Raw genomic sequence first — 17,049 nt, 5'->3', positions numbered from 1 at the left:
TAAATCACCTCCCACCGGAGGCATATCGAAAACAGTTGGAAAACTCTAATTTAAAGTGTCTCAATTAATGGGGAGTGGACATTACGATAACATGGACGAATTAGTTATCAACCTTGTTGGAAATTTCCTCGTATAACACAAAAAGAGTGGCAATGTTTATGATTACAAAGTAAAACAGGATGAAAAAGCCATTACAAGGAACACACCCATCAACCAAGAAGGATTAATAGGTGGCCTGATCTATCAGATTAAAGCATAAAACTATTAGTACACGAACAATTAGAGAATGGAAGGAATGACTTAAGGTAATTTATTACCCTATAAATAATCAATTCAATTCACATTGGTAATATCTATAATATTTTGTTTATAAATTTTATTTATCTCTTTGTAGGCACTTTCAATGGTATGAACAGAAAAACTATTACCCAGTTCAATTTCTAGCTCCGATGAAAGATCTCCATATAATTTTTCTAATGATATTGAGTTAGGTTTCGGTTGTAGTAAATAACGCGTTAATATAATTAATCCACAAAGTAAATTTTTAGCTTTAGTAGCATTATTCAAAGATGGTATAACTGCTTTATGTATTTCCTTTAATTTAACATAGTTCGTTACCTTTAAATCTGGAATATCATTTACCTTCAAAAGCTCATCCATATCTTTTGCCAAAATTGATTTACTCATTTTATTTTCACGCTGATATTTTGCAATATCTATTTTTACATACTCTAAAACTTTCTCAACTTGTAAGTCAGTTAATGGTTTTGACATATCTACATGAAAAATAATCTTATCTGTTATATATACTTCATTTTGATCTAACAAGAATGAAAGAGAAAAAAATGCATCCATTTCACTCTTATTTTTAAAATTAAATTCATTGCAAGTATTTAATTTTTTTTAAATGTAAGTGTTGGTGTTTTTATAGTCCTTTGTATAGGTCTACTTTGGTATATTGAATAATCATAAGGTTTTATCAAATCATATGGCTTTCCAATATGCGTAATGGTTTTATTATTTTGTTCTTTTTTTATCTTTGGTTTGTAGTCTAGCGAATAATAATACTTTAATGCTAATGTTAAATCATTATCAATACACAAAACATAAGGTGGGTATTTGTGCATAATTTTAAAATCTAATGAACTGTACTGTTTTAAAATATTACAAATAGATTTTTCACATTTAATTTTTAATTTATTATAATATGAAAAACATTCTTCATCTTCCTCTATACATTGCTCAATAAGATTCTCAATGTAATTAAGTATTTCTTCTAATAAACATTCCTTGTCGCTTCCAATAACAATACAATCTAATAATTTCATGACTAAGCCTTCATAGAGATATCGCTCATTAAACTCTTCCAAAATATAATCAAGCTCACATTTTATAGATTCATCTAAATTAAGTATAGTATTATAATCAGAGGAAAAATTCATCCTGACTGATAATTTATACATCTCTTGTGCTATTAAATTAGTTATATCTGATAGTGCATCACTATCATAGTCATAGTCATCTTTTAGTTTTTTCATTTAATAAAATCCTTGTTTCATACGTGATAGGAAAATTATGCCAATAAATATAGCCATCTGTCACGGTAATTTTTTATTGATTTTTTTTACCGTGATATGACATAAGATTACATGTAAGAATATAGCCATTACCCAGTGGAGAAAAAAAATGAAAAAACATATTTTATTTATAATTACCATTATAACATTAACTATTAACTTTAATTGCCAACAATCACTAATACATATCTTAAATGTAATAATCAACATTGAGATAAATTAAAAATTGTACATAACCTTAATTGAATAAGAGCATTAGAAAATTAACTGGCATAGCTATGCCAGTTAATTAAAAAAGTACCAATGATATTAAAAATTTAAATATTCGTGTAACTAATACTTAATAAACCCTAGGGATTCAATATTTGACTTGATTTCCATAAAATCATAATTCATAAATAGATCATGATCTATAGCTAATACTAACCTTTTTTTAGCTCTTGTAAGAGCAACGTAAACTTTCTTCCATTCTTTATTAAAAGTTTCAGTTGACTTTAAATCTGTTTGAATTAAATATTTTAATAAATTAGGCGTCAGTATAATTACACAAGTATCAGCATCAAGGCCTTTTATAGAATCAATGCTTTTAACTTTAAATTGAGTATCATTAGCATTATATGATTGACAAAAATCATACAGTTGAGCAAAATGAGTTTTCTCTAATTGTATTGAGTGCCTAGAAATAAGCATAGTTATTGCTTTTTTATCTCCATATTTTTGTATATCATTTATAAAATCACTAAAAGCTGCTTTTACAACTAATACTTTATCTTTTTTATGATTAGAATCACGAATCATATCCTCAACATCTCTAGGAAATGAGTATTTTGGTTTGGTAGATGTGGAATATTTATCTACTTTTTTATCAATGCATACTATTTGATTAGTACTTATATATTGTTCAAGTAATATATAATATCTCTCATCTGTTGATTCTAAATACATCAACTCACCAATAATTTCCGATAAAGATTCTTGCTGTTGTTCTTTATAACAAAATCGATTAGAAATATTTAATATTTCTTTTGGAACTCTTCTTGTTAAATTATTAATATCATGTATATGTGCATACTTTTCTAAAGATATTCGTTTAACAAATAAATCGAGCTCTTGAGGATATTTTATCGCTTGCTTAGGATCTCCAATCATATAAATATCTATTCCATTACTACCTAATACCTCAAAAAAACGCAGAGCATCACTATCTAAATCTTGCACCTCATCAATAAATATTTTGTCAAAGCAGTTTGTTAAAATATTTAAAAGCCGCCTAACTCTAGATTTTTTTACTTTAGTATTATGTTTACTTATAGTCTCATCAACAATTTGCTTAGATATATTATAGACTTTTTCTGCATGAATAATATTTCTTTCCTTCAATCGCTTTATTTGCCAATTTTTTAATCTAATGTCTGCAGGCAATAACATAATAGATGCATCATTATATACATCTCCAAGTGTGAACGATGAAAATGGATACACTATTTCATTTAATAAAAAACTATGTACTGTCTGTATATAAAGATTTGACGGGATAAAACCATATTGATTGATTATTTCCTGCTCTATTTTTGATGTTGCTGAATTTGTGTATGTTAGTGCAAATATTTTTTTATGGCTATTACATGCTTTAGAATGAGCAATCACTGATTTTGCTAATCCAAATGTTTTGCCTGCACCCGCCCCAGCAATTTGAATTTCAATCATAGTACTGCCTCAATTACCTCAGCTATATGAGCTGGTAATTTTATATCTAGCGGTTCCTTTTTTGCTGCCATTGCATCACATATATCCAACATTCTCGCAGCTTTGCCACTAATCATATAATCAGATACTTCTTTTATATTACCAGCCATACCAAACAGAGTATTTAGTAGTTCCAAGTTACCATCTGTTTCTACTAAATCAATTTCAAGCGTATAATTCCTCGTTGTCCTAACCGTAACGTTTGCATTACTCAAATCATAAGCATCATGTTTTTCTTTAGCTGTATCTGAATTGTCATAATCACGAATAACGCCAATTTTCTTATTGGTATTACCTTTGTTTAAAGCTAGCCATATATCTAGAAAATTAGTGTATCCGCGTTGACCTATCGCAATAACTTCTACATCATTGAGTACGTTAGTTTCTTTCGACAAAAATGTGCTAATTAGCATCTCTTCTGTCGTACCCTCTACCAAAATAACCTTGTTTGCAAATAACAGTTTGAGAATATCAAAATTCGGTCTTTTTCTTAAATAATCAACTAATTTTTCTGGTGCTCCAGCTAAATTAATTGCTTTATCACCAGTGAATGCCAACACATTTGATATCTGTAATTTATTAATAATAGTAGGATTATGAGTGGAAATAATAGTTTGAACTAATGTACTACTATTACTAGAACTTTTCTCTATAAAATCTCTCACTAAACGTAAGTTATTTACACTGAGGTGAGCCTCTGGCTCTTCAATACAACATAGATTAAACGTATCACCACAAGATTTATAATATGCAAAAAGAATTAGTATATAAATAAGGTTACGTTTTCCTAAACCTTTTTGATATAAAAATTCATTTCCATATCGAAGAGTAATATTTGATAATATATTTTTCAAATTAGGCAGGTTAGGTATACACTCTAGCTTCTCAACAATATCATTGTAATTATCAAAATCTGGATTATTACCAATAATTTTATCAAATGTATCTGTTTTTTCTATTGCAGTAAAAAATTCTGAATAGGCTGTATTGATCTCACTTTTGTCATTTTCACCTAACGTATTCATAAGTAATTTTGTAAAAATACTATTAGACTTCATTGAACTACTTTCAGAAAAATCATCTCTTTCAGCATTTATATTGTGAATACTAACATTTCTTAGATCACTAAAACCAATTACTTTTTCATTATTTACAGAAACAATTTGATAGTCATATAGTTCTATTGGTAGGATGAACCAATTAACCTCATCAATACTCTTTCCTGCAAGCAGCTTTCGAGTTAGCTCAAGTATATCATTATCATTTTTAGGCTTGAACTCATATCTAATTCTATAACTCTCCTCATCACCATCTGCTACAATCCATTTCGCTAAAAGTGCAGTTTCATAACTATTTTTAGGATCAGTAAACTCTATTGTCACTAATACTTTAGGGATCTTACTTAACTGCACTCCCTCTGGTTCATCATCTATTATTGAAGCAAAAAATTCTAAGATAGAATCTTTGTTAAGATCAGAAATGTTTAAACGCTTTTGGTTAAAATCAATTTGATTACCACTAAGGGGTAACGATAACGCAGAGAAGAAATTTGTCTTGCCTGTATCGTTTTCTCCAATAACAATAGTGAGCTTCTGAAGTTGGGCTTCAAAAGAACGAAAATTACGATAGTTACTGATCGATACTTTTTTGATATACATAAAGTTTGCCTTAAAAGGATACAAAACAATATGTCACAACTGTACTACAAATAACCTCACGAATGTAAGCTTCCTAGCTTTAAAACATAATAACATAACCATTTTGTTAGCAACTCATCATGTCTCATGGCTTATACTCACCTATAGAAGCATGGGTTTGTGTGATAATATATCCCCTACTACAAATCTTTTTTACAGACAGTAACTAGCTCAGTGATGTATCAAAATGTGGATAGCAACTACTTATAGTTATACGTTTAGTTATACTATAAACCATTAACAAAAAACACATCTTAAAAATCAATCAATTACACACTTAATTCAACTTACGCCAGCACAACGGTTTCAAAAACAAGAAGTTAGCGAAATCGACAGGACTATACACTGACAACAAAAGGACTATGAATGATACGCAAATGACACGCAAATGGTACGCGGATCATTTAAAGTTTAGAAAAGCTCACTTCGGTGGGCTTTTTTAGTTTCAATGACCAAGCAAATACATTCTTCCTCTTCAACTTTTATAGCATATTCATCATAAATTATTGCTAAACCCTAGCCGCATACATATAAGTTTTACAATTTTTTCTTAAGAATGAAAATACAAAAACGAGTGAATCTACAGTCATAAAAAATTTCTGGAATAAAATTAGTTACTTACTCTTTTATATAAAAGCTATTTAATAACAATGTCATGAGTCTCTAAAATCTATTATTACAAGATCATTTTTAGTAAAAACGATCATATTTAATTAGCTCTATTAATCCTATATATGACTGGTTTAAAATAATACAAAATACCTATTCTAAAGAGTTTAAGAGGATCATAATGAAAATACTCTTAATTGAAGATCACGAAAAAACAGCCAATTGGGTTAAAAAAGGGCTAGAAGAAGCTGGATATACTATTGATATTACGAATGATGGTCGTGATGGCCTCTATTTAGCATTAGAAAATGATTACAAATTGATTATTCTTGATATCATGCTTCCCGGAATGAACGGTTGGAATATTTTAAAAATATTACGCACATCAAAGTCAGTCCCTGTGATTTGTTTAACAGCAAGGGATGCTATAGATGACCGAGTTAAAGGATTAGAATTAGGTGCAAACGATTATTTAGTAAAACCTTTCTCATTTTCAGAATTATTGGCAAGGGTCAAAAATCAATTAAGAGTTCAAAAAAATATTTCAACAATTATTGAAATTGCTGACTTAAAAATCAATTTATCTCGTCATGAAGTGGAGCGTAATAATATACAGATCCCAATGACTCGCCAAGAATATTCTTTATTACTTTTTTTTGCTTTACATATTAATGAAATATTACCAAGGACATTAATTGCAAGCGAGATTTGGGGAATTAACTTTGATAGTGATACTAATATTGTAGATGTTGCTATCCGTCGTTTACGAAAAAAAATTGATGATGGATTTGAAATCAAATTAATCGAAACGGTTAGAGGAATGGGATATAGGCTAAATGGAGTCAATAATGAAAACAAAATCACTGAGATTTAAAATTATCTCTTTATTTATCATATTGATGATTGCAAATGCAGGTTTTATGTCTTTAACGCTTTATCAATCGCTTAAAAATGAATTAATATCTCGTGATAATACCTTACTTGTAAATCGTGCAGACCAATTAGTAAAGTTAATTAATAGTGGAATTGATATCAAAACATTACCTATCTATTTTCAACGTATGATGGATATGCAACAAGATATTATTTATATTACGGATGCTAATAATAAAATTTTAGTTGATACTAATTCAGATATTTTATTTGCAGATCATCTAAAAACCACTGATACAAAGAATATAGATTTAAACATGATTACCTCCTGGGAAACAGAATCAGGTGTTCCTGTTTCGGCTATTAACTTTACAATAGAATCACCAATAGGTGTGCTAAATGTAGTGATCGCCAAAGCATCCTTTGTGCGCATCAGTATGCTAAGCGAATATTTAAGTAAAATATTGATTATCTCATTAGCTTCTATTTTATTTATGGGAATATTAAGTTTTTGGTTAATTAAACATGGATTGAGAGATATCCGTTTTCTTAGCCAAATTACGGCTAAAACAGACAGACATACTCTTAGCCAAACCATAAATATCTCACAACTTCCCAATGAACTGAAAAGTTTAGGTGACTCATTAAATATAATGAGAAAAAGGTTAAAAAATGATTTTGTAAAGCTAACTCAATTAGCCGATGACTTGGCTCATGAGCTCAGAACCCCCATTAACGCTATAAAAGTTCAAAATGAAATTATGTTACAACGCTCTCGTAGCGTAGAAGAATATGAATCAATTATTATTAGTAATATTGAAGAACTAGATAAACTTGCAAAAATAATTGAAAATATTTTATTTATCGCTCGTGCTGAAAATAAAAATATCATTTTAAATAGAGAAAGCCTGGATTTATCGGATCTAATTGATGAAATTTATAACCTATTTTCATTTTATGCAGAAGAAAAACAGATTACCTTATTAAAAGAGCCTACAACATTAACAGTTAGTGCAGATCACTTACTTTTTACTCGCATATTAATGAACCTCATATCAAATGCAATTAAATATTCTCCCGCTAATACACAAGTCGTCACTCAATGTAAAAAAGAAAAAAATCAGTTACTGATTTGTATCAGTAATATTGGTGATGAATTGAATCAACATGAACAAATATTTACTCGTTTTTGGCGTGGTGATAATGCAAGAACAACAGATGGAAATGGCTTAGGCTTATCAATAGTACAAGCGATTATGACATTACATGAGGGTAAAGTCAGTTACGAGCGTATTGGAAAACATAATGTATTTATTTTAACCTTTCCATGCTAATTACGCGATATGACAAAATTGTCATCTTTTTGTCAGCTTTTTTATAAAACATCTCTGCATAATTAATTTATCAATCAAATATCTTCTTAATTATGTAGAGGTAACATCATGAAAAAAAACAGGAAAAACAACCTATCAGAAATTACACCTGAATCTGTTTTTATGATGAAACGACGTAATTTACTAAAATTATTAGGTATCGGCGCTGCTGGAATAGCGGTTTCATCCACTGTAAAAGCCGATTTATTTTCATGGTTTACTGAAGATAATAAACCAACAACACCAAAATCATCCCGTAAAGAATTACAATTTATTCAACCTGAAGAATATCAATCTTCATTACAATTAACTCATGAAGATAAGGTAATCGGATATAACAATTTCTATGAATTTGGCCTTAATAAATCCGATCCGGCTAAGTATGCACACACAATGAAAACAGAAGAATGGACATTAACTATTGATGGTGAAGTTAATCGTCCACTTACTTTAAACTTAGACGATATTAATCATAAATTTCAATTAGAAGAACGTATCTATCGTATGCGTTGTGTTGAAGCATGGTCGATGGTCATTCCTTGGATCGGTTTTCCATTAGCGAGCTTACTTTCTTTGGTTGAACCCAATAGTCGTGCAAAATATGTTGCCTTTGAAACGCGTTATGCACCACAGGAGATGCGCGGGCAAGATAGTCGCTTCATTGGCGGTGGTTTGCAATACCCGTATGTCGAGGGATTAAGACTCGATGAAGCGATGAATCCACTCACATTATTGGCGACAGGGGTATATGGAAAATCCTTGCCAAACCAAAATGGTGCACCTATTCGCCTTGTTGTTCCATGGAAATATGGATTTAAGGGGATCAAATCCATTGTCAAAATTCGTTTAACTGAGTCAATCCCACCAACAACGTGGAATCTTTCAGCACCGCATGAATATGGTTTTTATGCAAATGTTAATCCAGATGTTAGCCATCCTCGTTGGTCACAAGCAACAGAACGCTTTATAGGCACAGGTGGATTAGGTCAAGTTACAAGACAACCAACATTATTGTTCAATGGCTATGGCGACCAAGTCGCGCATTTATATAAAGATTTAGATTTACGGAGAAATTTCTAATGAAACCAGTATATGGAATAGAAGTTAAGTTATTAAAAACCATATTCCATCTTATTGGTTTATTGGCTTTCACTTGGCTTATTTATACAATTTATACGCAAAATTTCAGCGCAGATCCTTCAAAAGATATTCAGCATTTTACTGGAATTACAACGTTACGTTTATTAATTATATTAGCTCTGATCCCTATGGCTGCCTTTTACTTAAAATTAAACACATTATTTCAGGTAAGAAAACTATTAGGATTATGGTGTTTTTTTTGGGCTAATTTACATTTAGCAAGTTATCTGCTACTTGAAATAGGTTGGGAAAATATTACTTTCTTTTTTAGCGAAGTTTTTTCCCGTATTTATCTTATTATAGGCGCTTTATGTTGGATAATTTTATTATTGATGGCTATAAGTTCATTTGATTGGTTAAAAAATAAATTTAATCAAGAATGGAAAAGAATACATAGTCTATTTTATCCACTCTTATTATTAGTCTGTATTCATTATTTTTTATCATTAAAATCGCCAACACCAGAGCCTATTATTTATCTAATTATTATTGGATTAACCTACTTTTTTCGCTTTTGGCAACAGAAAAAAAATAAATCAACTAATATATAAAATAACCTACCCACCAATTTAATTCTAATATTATATAAATGATCTTGTTAAAGCCTCATTTAAGAGGCTTTAACAAATTGTAATAAACTAAATAGTTGCCTATCAATTCAGCATTAGAAATACAATGATATATCCATAGAAAAATTACGCCCAGGAGCAGTAAAACGTTGTAAACCAAGACGATCACGATCTATTTGATTTGTTGTACCAAATTCGGGCAGACTTCTTAATGCATCCCAAGTACTATATTTTCTATTAAATAAATTAAAAACCCCAGCACGCAATACAATATTTTTATTTACATTATAGTAAGCTGTTGTATCAAATACAGTATAAGAATCACTAAGATATGGCCATTCACGACCATTCCGTATTGCTTGATTACCTTCTTTTCGTGCTGAATAAGTCATAAATATCCCTGCACCATATTTTTTATCCGCATTATCATAAGATAAGGAAGAAACCCATTTAAACGGTTGTACAGAAAGTAATGAATCTCCAGAAGCATCTTTTCCGCGTGTATAGTTAAATGTATTTCGCAATATATATGTATTATCTAAGCCGAATATTTTAGAAAGCCGAATTTCATTCGTTAGCTCAAAACCATAAACGTATGCTGAGGCAACATTACTATATTGAAGATGATTTTGTGGTAATGTTGGCTTATTCCAATAACTATCGCCCATATTAGGATCATACCACGGATTAGGAACTTGCTTTTCACTCTGCTTAAGATCAATAAAGTTATTGTATTTAGTATAATATACATTTACTTTATTAAATAATTTATCATTATTATAACTTAATGATATTTCATTACTTAATCCTTTTTCTTGCTTTAAATTAGGGTTAGGCTCTAAGCGATTACGAGCATCATTACCTCCATAATCAAAATAAAGCTCTTGAGCTGTTGGAATACGAAAACCCTGCCCAATTTTATATTGGAAAGTATAATTTGGTGTTATCTTATAACTGGTGGATAATGCCAAAGATAAAGCCTGATAATGATTATCAGTGAGATCGCTATCTTTCGCTAAAGATAATTTAGCATTATCTGTATGATGAGAAACATTATCATATCTACTGCCTAAAACTACATCTAATTTGTCATCAAACATTTTTATTTCATCAACAAAAGCAATACTAATATCTTGAGTATATACAGGTCTAATGATGCTATAATTAGATTGATAAGGTACTTTAGGCTTTCCTAGATATTTAGTATCTGTATTTTTATTGTTAAGTGTTTTTGTAGAATATGAAGTTCGTAGTGCTAATGAGTGCGTTGTATTAAATAAAGATAATGGCATTAATACTATTTCATTATTAATAAACCTACCATATTGAATGATATTCCTACTATTTTCTTCAAAAATATCATAATAATGACCATTATAATGTTCATCAAACGTAGAGCTAAATGCTTTTTGTTCTATTTTTTGCCAATTAAAGCTTGTCGTCATACTGTCAATATATCTTTCTGGAGTCCACGTATCAGAGAGTGTATATCTAATTCTTTTTGATAAATCATCACCAGTACGATAATAGGAAGAAAATAAGTACCAAGATTTTTCATCTGTATATGTTTTACCCTCACTGTATTCAAAAGTAGCACCTATTTTATGGTTTTGAATACCTAATAGATTAATCTTTGATAGTAAAGAATGACGCGTTTTTTCTTGAGGATCTGGTGTTCCTCTAGCAGAACCGAATATATCATTTTCATGTTTATAATTATTAGTTTCATGCCCATTACGATAAACATATAAGAGCATCCCTTCTACATCTTGTTGGGAAGTTGCAATACCGATCGTTTGCATTTTTTCATTATTTTTAGAAGTATAAACACTACGAGAAACAAATCCCCAATTACCTTCACTAATCAAATCAGCAGGATCTTTGGTAACGTATTTTACAGCCCCTCCTAATGCTCCACTACCTGAAAATATAGAATCAGCCCCCTTAGATATAATTACAGACTTTAAATGTTCTGTTTCTATATCATTCATACTTCCATTAAAATAACCATAACCTTTATAAATGGTATTATCGAAAGTTTCTGCTTGAGGGATATCATCAACCTGTATAGCAACACGATCTTTATCAACACCTCTTATTGCATATCCATTATTACCAAAACGCCCTTCGGATGAGACACCGACACCAGGAAGATGGCGAACAATATCTTCCATGCTAAATATTAAATTTTTTTCCAATTGTTCTGAATTTAATGTTTTTTCATTAATTTTTTCTTCTTTTTTTTCAATCACATAAAGAATATCTTCAGATATAGCTTTATTATTAAAAAAAACTATCGAGGTAACAACTAGATAGAGTAACGTTTTTTTCATAAACACTCCTTAATCAAGATATTGAATGATAATTATAATCATTATCATTCAATTCAATAAAAGGAATTGTAATACAATTGAAAATTTAGTTGTTTTATCTAATTAATAACAAATTAATTATATTTATATTTACATATATTAATTTAAATGCATTTTTTAAGAATAAAAAATCACAAAATCATAAGACGCAGTCTTAACCGCAATTTCCCCTTCCATACCTTTAATAATTAAATCATCTTTTTATTTATTGAAAGTACATCGTTTATTAGTGCCTAATAAACGGGCTTACCATCGAACAACACTCTGTCACCATCGTTAAAACCATCAATCTCATCACTTGTGAACTCAGGGATAAAAGGAGAGAACTGGTAGTCAACAATGTATGCACCAATAAACCCTGTTTTTGCTGTAACCCATACTGTTCCTGTGTTTTCCTTGGTTTTCGATTTTGGATTGCTAATGCAAAATGAAGCCCACTGTTCCGTATAGGTTTCTTTTATCTGTATACCATATTCACATTGACTAGATTTAACGCGCGGTGGCCCTGGTGAGACGATGTTATATTGCGTTTGGTAGTGAATTGTTTGGTCTAATGATAAATAAACAAGTATATTAAATGTTGGAACGATTAGCATAAGACCAAGGCAGCCGCCCCAATAAAAATTACCAAATACATATTTTGATGGGCGCAGAAAGGGGTGCCAAATTCCCCCTATTGCCCCTGTGAAAATGGCAAAAACAATAATAATCGTCCATTTAGGAAACCATTCAAATAACATCATCTTGTCGCCAAAATGAAATGAAAAAAATAGATAAGCCAGCCAAGAGTAGTAAAGGATAACAAAAATGTAAGTGGGTAATGATTTTTTCTTGCTACCTTTACCATATGACTTGAATTGATATTCCATAAAATCCTTTTATCGCTAAAAACGTGAGTTCCTCGAAGCACTGATTCATTATACATTTTAAATGCAAACTGATTATATCTATCATGAAACTACCACTGGGTAGATTTAATGTTTAGAAATAGATAAGCTATTGACTTCAATAAATTAAATCATAAATTGCTTATATATCTTAAAATTTTTTATAATTCTTTGGTAAACAACACGCTCTTTTTCTCCATCGAGCAAAAAATGAATTTAAGATCCTTTCTCTAATATCGATATTTTCTTTTGTTCCATTTTTTTCTTTTATTTCAAGGAGTAATATACCTAAGAACGATCACTTTAACCCTCTATTATCTGCTCTACTTCATTCATTCCGAGTATCTTTTTCAACTCAATCAAATACCTAATCAACGACTTTCCCACCATTGTTGATTTACCCAATATGGGGTAGGTCTTGAACGTGATAAAGAGTACCATCAACTCGATTGTAACTTATTACCAGAACTGGATTTAATTATCTGGGTACTCAAAGTCGATGATAGAACGTGGTCTTCAGATTAACAGTGCTATCGCTTTCTGCGTTTCTTCCATCTCACGCGTTCTCACGTTATAGATTGATTGCTCTGGCACCTGTACTCGAACAGAAATAAAACGACCACTAGGGATATCAATCGGATCACCATCGTTGAAACCATCAATCTCATTACTTGCGAAAAGGAGAGAACTGGTAATCAACAATGTATGCCCCCATAGCCCCTGTTTTTGCTGTTACCCATACTGTTCCTGTGTTTTCCTTGGTTTTCGATTTTGGATTGCTAATACAAAGTAATTTCCACCGATCTGTAGAGATTTCTTTTATCCATATACCGTAGTCACATCGGCCAAATCGATTAGTGCTAGGGCCCGGTGATGTGATCTCATATTTAGTTTGGTAGTGAATTGTTTTGTTGGTTAATAAATACGTCAGTGCATCAAACACAGGAACGATTAATATAAGAGTGATAAATCCAGACTGATAAAAGTTTTTAAATGCATGCTTTAGTGGGCGGCGTAAAATGCTCCAAATTCCACTAATTACACTTACAATAACAGCAAATGTAATAGAAATAGTCCATTTGGGAAACCATTCAAATGACACCACTCTTGAGCTTAACATTAGTGACCAATATATGAATACTATCCAGATGACAAAAGGAACAACTATCCAGTTAACAGACATTTTTTTGTACCTGTTGCCCCGACTGTATGATTTAAATTGATATTCCATATAAGCCTTAATCCATTTCCCTAAATTAATTATTTACAGTTCAAACCAGCTACCTATTTATAGTCATAACCTTCCGTGACAATAGATTGAGTACAGAACTTTTTCTCAGCCATTACCAACCCTTTTTTACAAAAGGTGCCTTCATCGCATGATTTTCAAGGCTGACTTCTGCAAACATCTTTTTAAGTTTAGTATTTTCCTCTTCAAGCTCTTTTAATCGTTTAACATCATTAGTATCCATACCACCATACCTTGATTTCCAATTAATAGGATGGACTGCCTTCTCCCTCTGAGGTTAATTGAACAAAATATACTCAGCATGAGCATTATCATGAATGTTATCTATTTCGGTATTGATCTGGCTAAAAATGTTTTTCAGCTTTGTGGATTAAATCAGGCGAGTAAACCAGTTAAAAGAACAGCGCGGGTTTAATAAAACGACCGTGTTGGTGGCTAACAAGAACGCGAGAATAATCTGGTCGATGCTGAGAAATGATACCGAGTATCAGGCGGTTGGAAGTTAGTATCCATTTAGAGGAAGTGGACATAAGCATCTCAATGTACTTAATCTTTCTTGCAATCAACTTACCCATATTCCTATTGAAATAGAAAAGTTAACCCAGCTCAAAATGCTTGATTTCGGGCACAATAAGATTAGTCATATTATTGATGAGATAGGAAAATTAAAATAATTGCAATTTCTTTATCTAAGTGATGATAGCTTAAAAACATTACCAGAGAGGATGATTAATTTAACACAACTCACCAAACGAGATTTACATTGGAACAACTTCACCACAGAACCCTTAATAATAAAAAAATTAAGAGATAATGGATGTATTATTTTTATATAAAAGCTAACTAAATAATTGTATGTCTCTTTTTTCAACTCTAAAAATAATTTTCCAGTAAATCACCCTATTTTAGGATTGATATACTGGATTAACTTTATGGTCAAGTTTCAGAATTAAAAAGCCTTTATTATTCTTAAAGAAGAATAATCTTCGAGCCTATCATTGTCGCTTTTCCACCTACTCTCACTCGGCTAATTGTATTTTCCGTTGAGTCAATAATAACGTGAATAAGAGAGGAGCATTGCATTGCACGCCCCTGCTCTAATAGAAAATGTGTCTTATGAGGGAAAACATACTTAACAAGATAGCAGCCTAAAGCGCCACTAGAACTCCCTGTCGCAGATTCTTCATTGATGCCATATAAAGGTGCAAAGTTACGGCAATGAGCAGTAATCTCTTTATCTTGGCTAAGCTCAAAAACATGAAAGCCAATAGTATTAAATTCACGACTTAAGTCTGCAATCGTATCAAAATTAGGTTTTAGCGTATCTAATTGCCCAAATTGCACCGGGATCAAAATATCAGCTAATCCCGTTGAAAATATCTCAATGGGTAAGCCTGTTTCTGAAATAATTTCACAATTTATTCCCAATGCAGTAGCCACAGCATCGATATTGGGAGCTTGTCGCGAAACAGGTAGTGTTTGCTCCATAACGACATTCTCAGCATCAATTGCTACGCTTAAAATACCTGCTTTCGTTTTTTGTGTGTAATGACCAGAAGCCAATAAGTTGAGTGAAGATAAAGTGAAAAATACCGCTAATGTAGCATGACCGCAAAAATCAACCTCCCCTTCTGGGGTGAAAAAATCAACTTTAAAATCCGTCTCTTCACCTTGATAAACAAAAGCTGTTTCAGAAAAACCAACTTCTTTAGCGATAGCAATTTTCTGTTCATCACTTAATTGAGGGGGATTAAGTACCACGCCAGCAGGATTGCCACCTTTACTATTTAGAGTAAATGAGTTTACAAGGTGTACTTTTATCTCGTGTTCTACTGAGCGTATAGCTTTATTTTGCATATATTTCCCGCATTGCTTCAAATAGCATTAAGTTTGTGTGTAAAAATAACGTGTTCTAAACCTATCTTGTATAGCTCTATTTTAAATATCTTGTTTTTAAGTATTAGGTAAATTACTCACTAATTAGGGCAAACTTCCGACACGTCATTTAACCCTTGTTGTCTTTGTTCAAAGATGACGCTCTTCTTATCACCCTCTCGGATAATTTTTAAGATATAAATACTATCAAAATCACTACTTTTCCATTTAGGGATTAATTTAGGATCACCCCCCTCTTGCTTCATGATATCTCGTGCAACTTTGACTAAATTATCATGCTCCCATGCAATAAAAATAACTGCATTTTTATATTGCTGACTTAGCAAATCTTCACGCAATGCTTTTATCTCTTTAGCATGATATTGAAGATGAATAGGCAATGAGGTTTTAATAGCGATAGGCGAAATCGTTTGGAGTGAGCGCAACGAATTGCCTAACTTACTCTGTTTAGGTGCTGCAGCGAATAATGCATCAGGTTTGCCAAATTGATTTATAAGCACATCAGGTAGAGCCAATGCTCTATTTAATCCTTTACAAGTCAGTTGCCCACTATCATTATCAGGTTTTTCACCATGTCTTATAAAGACAAGGGTTTGATCGGAATACGCCATATGACTAAATCCTAAAATAAATATGCTTAAAAATATAAATACACTGCGCATACAGCATTACCTTTAAGTCAATTAAGTATAAGAAATAGGGAAAGTTAAAACACATCTAACATTAACCATAAACTCATCTGTTTTAAGTCACTCAGTCTATCATAGCCAAAAGTATTTCAGAGGTAAGCAAGTCTTAGATAGCGTACATTTAGCCCCCCTTATTATCTATTAACCTTTATTCTACCTTCTAAACGCCCCACGATTAATTAACAAATATTAAAATCGATCAAACAATTGTTAACGGAAAATAAAGAATATCTTTAATTTTTTATTACTTTCCATCCAAATGTATAAATTTGAATGAAGCTTAAACACTCAGCACATTTAGATAAAAAAAGGGAAGAGTTCTCTTTTTCACAATAAAAATAATGTGTTAAAAATCAATACAAGCCTTTTTAT

General features: G+C 31.2%; 14 protein-coding genes and 4 pseudogenes. 7 read left to right on the top strand and 11 right to left on the bottom strand.

Annotated features, from left to right (window positions below):
* Positions 1-333: 333 nt before the first annotated feature.
* From B6258_RS08525 to B6258_RS08510, 4 genes are all read right to left on the bottom strand, one after another.
* Positions 334-855, bottom strand: coding sequence for a hypothetical protein (locus B6258_RS08525; RefSeq protein WP_099074894.1), 522 nt, complete (start codon positions 853-855; stop codon positions 334-336).
* 38 nt (positions 856-893) lie between these two features.
* Entirely contained in the window at positions 894-1,538 is a 645-nt protein-coding gene (locus B6258_RS08520; protein WP_099074893.1) for a hypothetical protein, read from the bottom strand.
* 372 nt (positions 1,539-1,910) lie between these two features.
* Positions 1,911-3,284, bottom strand: coding sequence for a UvrD-helicase domain-containing protein (locus B6258_RS08515; RefSeq protein ID WP_099074892.1), 1,374 nt, complete (start codon positions 3,282-3,284; stop codon positions 1,911-1,913).
* A complete protein-coding gene (locus B6258_RS08510) occupies positions 3,281-4,981 on the bottom strand; it encodes an ATP-dependent nuclease (RefSeq protein ID WP_099074891.1) in 1,701 nt (566 codons plus the stop codon). Before B6258_RS08510 ends, B6258_RS08515 begins: the two co-directional genes overlap by 4 nt.
* An 829-nt stretch (positions 4,982-5,810) precedes the next feature.
* Between B6258_RS08510 and hprR the strand changes: the two genes are divergently transcribed.
* The 4 genes from hprR (at position 5,811) to B6258_RS08490 (ending at position 9,566) form a co-directional block, all read left to right on the top strand.
* Positions 5,811-6,503, top strand: coding sequence for a response regulator transcription factor HprR (gene hprR / locus B6258_RS08505; RefSeq protein WP_099074890.1), 693 nt, complete (start codon positions 5,811-5,813; stop codon positions 6,501-6,503).
* The gene (locus B6258_RS08500; protein WP_099074889.1) at positions 6,478-7,836 is read left to right on the top strand and encodes a heavy metal sensor histidine kinase; all 1,359 of its coding nucleotides are present in this window, start codon (positions 6,478-6,480) and stop codon (positions 7,834-7,836) included. Before hprR ends, B6258_RS08500 begins: the two co-directional genes overlap by 26 nt.
* A gap of 108 nt (positions 7,837-7,944) precedes the next feature.
* Positions 7,945-8,955: a protein-methionine-sulfoxide reductase catalytic subunit MsrP gene (msrP, locus tag B6258_RS08495; protein ID WP_099074888.1), complete on the top strand. Its 1,011-nt coding sequence runs from the start codon at positions 7,945-7,947 to the stop codon at positions 8,953-8,955.
* The gene (locus B6258_RS08490; protein WP_099074887.1) at positions 8,955-9,566 is read left to right on the top strand and encodes a protein-methionine-sulfoxide reductase heme-binding subunit MsrQ; all 612 of its coding nucleotides are present in this window, start codon (positions 8,955-8,957) and stop codon (positions 9,564-9,566) included. The genes msrP and B6258_RS08490 overlap by 1 nt, the downstream gene beginning before the upstream one ends.
* Positions 9,567-9,679: 113 nt before the next feature.
* Here B6258_RS08490 and B6258_RS08485 read toward each other — a convergent pair whose 3' ends face one another.
* Positions 9,680-11,917: a TonB-dependent hemoglobin/transferrin/lactoferrin family receptor gene (locus tag B6258_RS08485; RefSeq protein ID WP_099074886.1), complete on the bottom strand. Its 2,238-nt coding sequence runs from the start codon at positions 11,915-11,917 to the stop codon at positions 9,680-9,682.
* Positions 11,918-12,189: 272 nt separating this feature from the next.
* The gene (locus B6258_RS08480; protein WP_240531552.1) at positions 12,190-12,825 is read right to left on the bottom strand and encodes a hypothetical protein; all 636 of its coding nucleotides are present in this window, start codon (positions 12,823-12,825) and stop codon (positions 12,190-12,192) included.
* Positions 12,826-13,228: 403 nt separating this feature from the next.
* On the opposite strand from B6258_RS08480, the pseudogene B6258_RS18615 reads away from it, so the two are divergent.
* A pseudogene (locus B6258_RS18615) lies at positions 13,229-13,365 on the top strand (GTPase family protein); the annotation flags it as partial.
* Here the strand turns inward: B6258_RS18615 and B6258_RS08470 are convergent.
* From B6258_RS08470 to B6258_RS08460, 3 genes and pseudogenes are all read right to left on the bottom strand, one after another.
* Positions 13,360-13,542, bottom strand: a complete 183-nt coding sequence (locus tag B6258_RS08470) for a phage tail fiber protein (protein ID WP_129586851.1) — start codon at positions 13,540-13,542, stop codon at positions 13,360-13,362. The pseudogene B6258_RS18615 and the gene B6258_RS08470 sit on opposite strands and share 6 nt — an antisense overlap.
* A complete protein-coding gene (locus B6258_RS08465; protein WP_240531551.1) occupies positions 13,511-14,026 on the bottom strand; it encodes a hypothetical protein in 516 nt (171 codons plus the stop codon). The genes B6258_RS08470 and B6258_RS08465 overlap by 32 nt, the downstream gene beginning before the upstream one ends.
* A 116-nt stretch (positions 14,027-14,142) precedes the next feature.
* Positions 14,143-14,339: pseudogene (locus B6258_RS08460) on the bottom strand (transposase); the annotation flags it as partial.
* Positions 14,340-14,475: 136 nt separating this feature from the next.
* Here B6258_RS08460 and B6258_RS08455 point away from each other — a divergent pair.
* Both B6258_RS08455 and B6258_RS18360 read left to right on the top strand, forming a co-directional pair.
* A pseudogene (locus tag B6258_RS08455) lies at positions 14,476-14,598 on the top strand (IS110 family transposase); the annotation flags it as partial.
* Positions 14,599-14,631: 33 nt separating this feature from the next.
* A pseudogene (locus B6258_RS18360) lies at positions 14,632-14,766 on the top strand (leucine-rich repeat domain-containing protein); the annotation flags it as partial.
* Positions 14,767-15,061: 295 nt separating this feature from the next.
* On the opposite strand, the gene B6258_RS08445 reads toward B6258_RS18360, so the two are convergent.
* The gene (locus B6258_RS08445; protein WP_099074883.1) at positions 15,062-15,949 is read right to left on the bottom strand and encodes a PhzF family phenazine biosynthesis protein; all 888 of its coding nucleotides are present in this window, start codon (positions 15,947-15,949) and stop codon (positions 15,062-15,064) included.
* A gap of 119 nt (positions 15,950-16,068) precedes the next feature.
* A complete protein-coding gene (locus tag B6258_RS08440) occupies positions 16,069-16,650 on the bottom strand; it encodes a histidine phosphatase family protein (RefSeq protein WP_099074882.1) in 582 nt (193 codons plus the stop codon).
* Positions 16,651-17,049: the final 399 nt, after the last annotated feature.

The sequence above is a fragment of the Proteus alimentorum genome (genome assembly GCF_002607735.1).
Classification (GTDB): Bacteria; Pseudomonadota; Gammaproteobacteria; order Enterobacterales; family Enterobacteriaceae; genus Proteus; species Proteus alimentorum.
This window is presented reverse-complemented; position numbering and strand designations above follow the sequence as displayed.

Coding starts and splice junctions, on each gene's coding strand:
- B6258_RS08525 (WP_099074894.1), bottom strand. CDS start 855: ATGGATGCATTTTTTTCTCTTTCATTCTTGTTAGATCAAAATGAAGTA.
- B6258_RS08520 (WP_099074893.1), bottom strand. CDS start 1,538: ATGAAAAAACTAAAAGATGACTATGACTATGATAGTGATGCACTATCA.
- B6258_RS08515 (WP_099074892.1), bottom strand. CDS start 3,284: ATGATTGAAATTCAAATTGCTGGGGCGGGTGCAGGCAAAACATTTGGA.
- B6258_RS08510 (WP_099074891.1), bottom strand. CDS start 4,981: ATGTATATCAAAAAAGTATCGATCAGTAACTATCGTAATTTTCGTTCT.
- hprR (WP_099074890.1), top strand. CDS start 5,811: ATGAAAATACTCTTAATTGAAGATCACGAAAAAACAGCCAATTGGGTT.
- B6258_RS08500 (WP_099074889.1), top strand. CDS start 6,478: ATGAAAACAAAATCACTGAGATTTAAAATTATCTCTTTATTTATCATA.
- msrP (WP_099074888.1), top strand. CDS start 7,945: ATGAAAAAAAACAGGAAAAACAACCTATCAGAAATTACACCTGAATCT.
- B6258_RS08490 (WP_099074887.1), top strand. CDS start 8,955: ATGAAACCAGTATATGGAATAGAAGTTAAGTTATTAAAAACCATATTC.
- B6258_RS08485 (WP_099074886.1), bottom strand. CDS start 11,917: ATGAAAAAAACGTTACTCTATCTAGTTGTTACCTCGATAGTTTTTTTT.
- B6258_RS08480 (WP_240531552.1), bottom strand. CDS start 12,825: ATGGAATATCAATTCAAGTCATATGGTAAAGGTAGCAAGAAAAAATCA.
- B6258_RS08465 (WP_240531551.1), bottom strand. CDS start 14,026: ATGTCTGTTAACTGGATAGTTGTTCCTTTTGTCATCTGGATAGTATTC.
- B6258_RS08445 (WP_099074883.1), bottom strand. CDS start 15,949: ATGCAAAATAAAGCTATACGCTCAGTAGAACACGAGATAAAAGTACAC.
- B6258_RS08440 (WP_099074882.1), bottom strand. CDS start 16,650: ATGCGCAGTGTATTTATATTTTTAAGCATATTTATTTTAGGATTTAGT.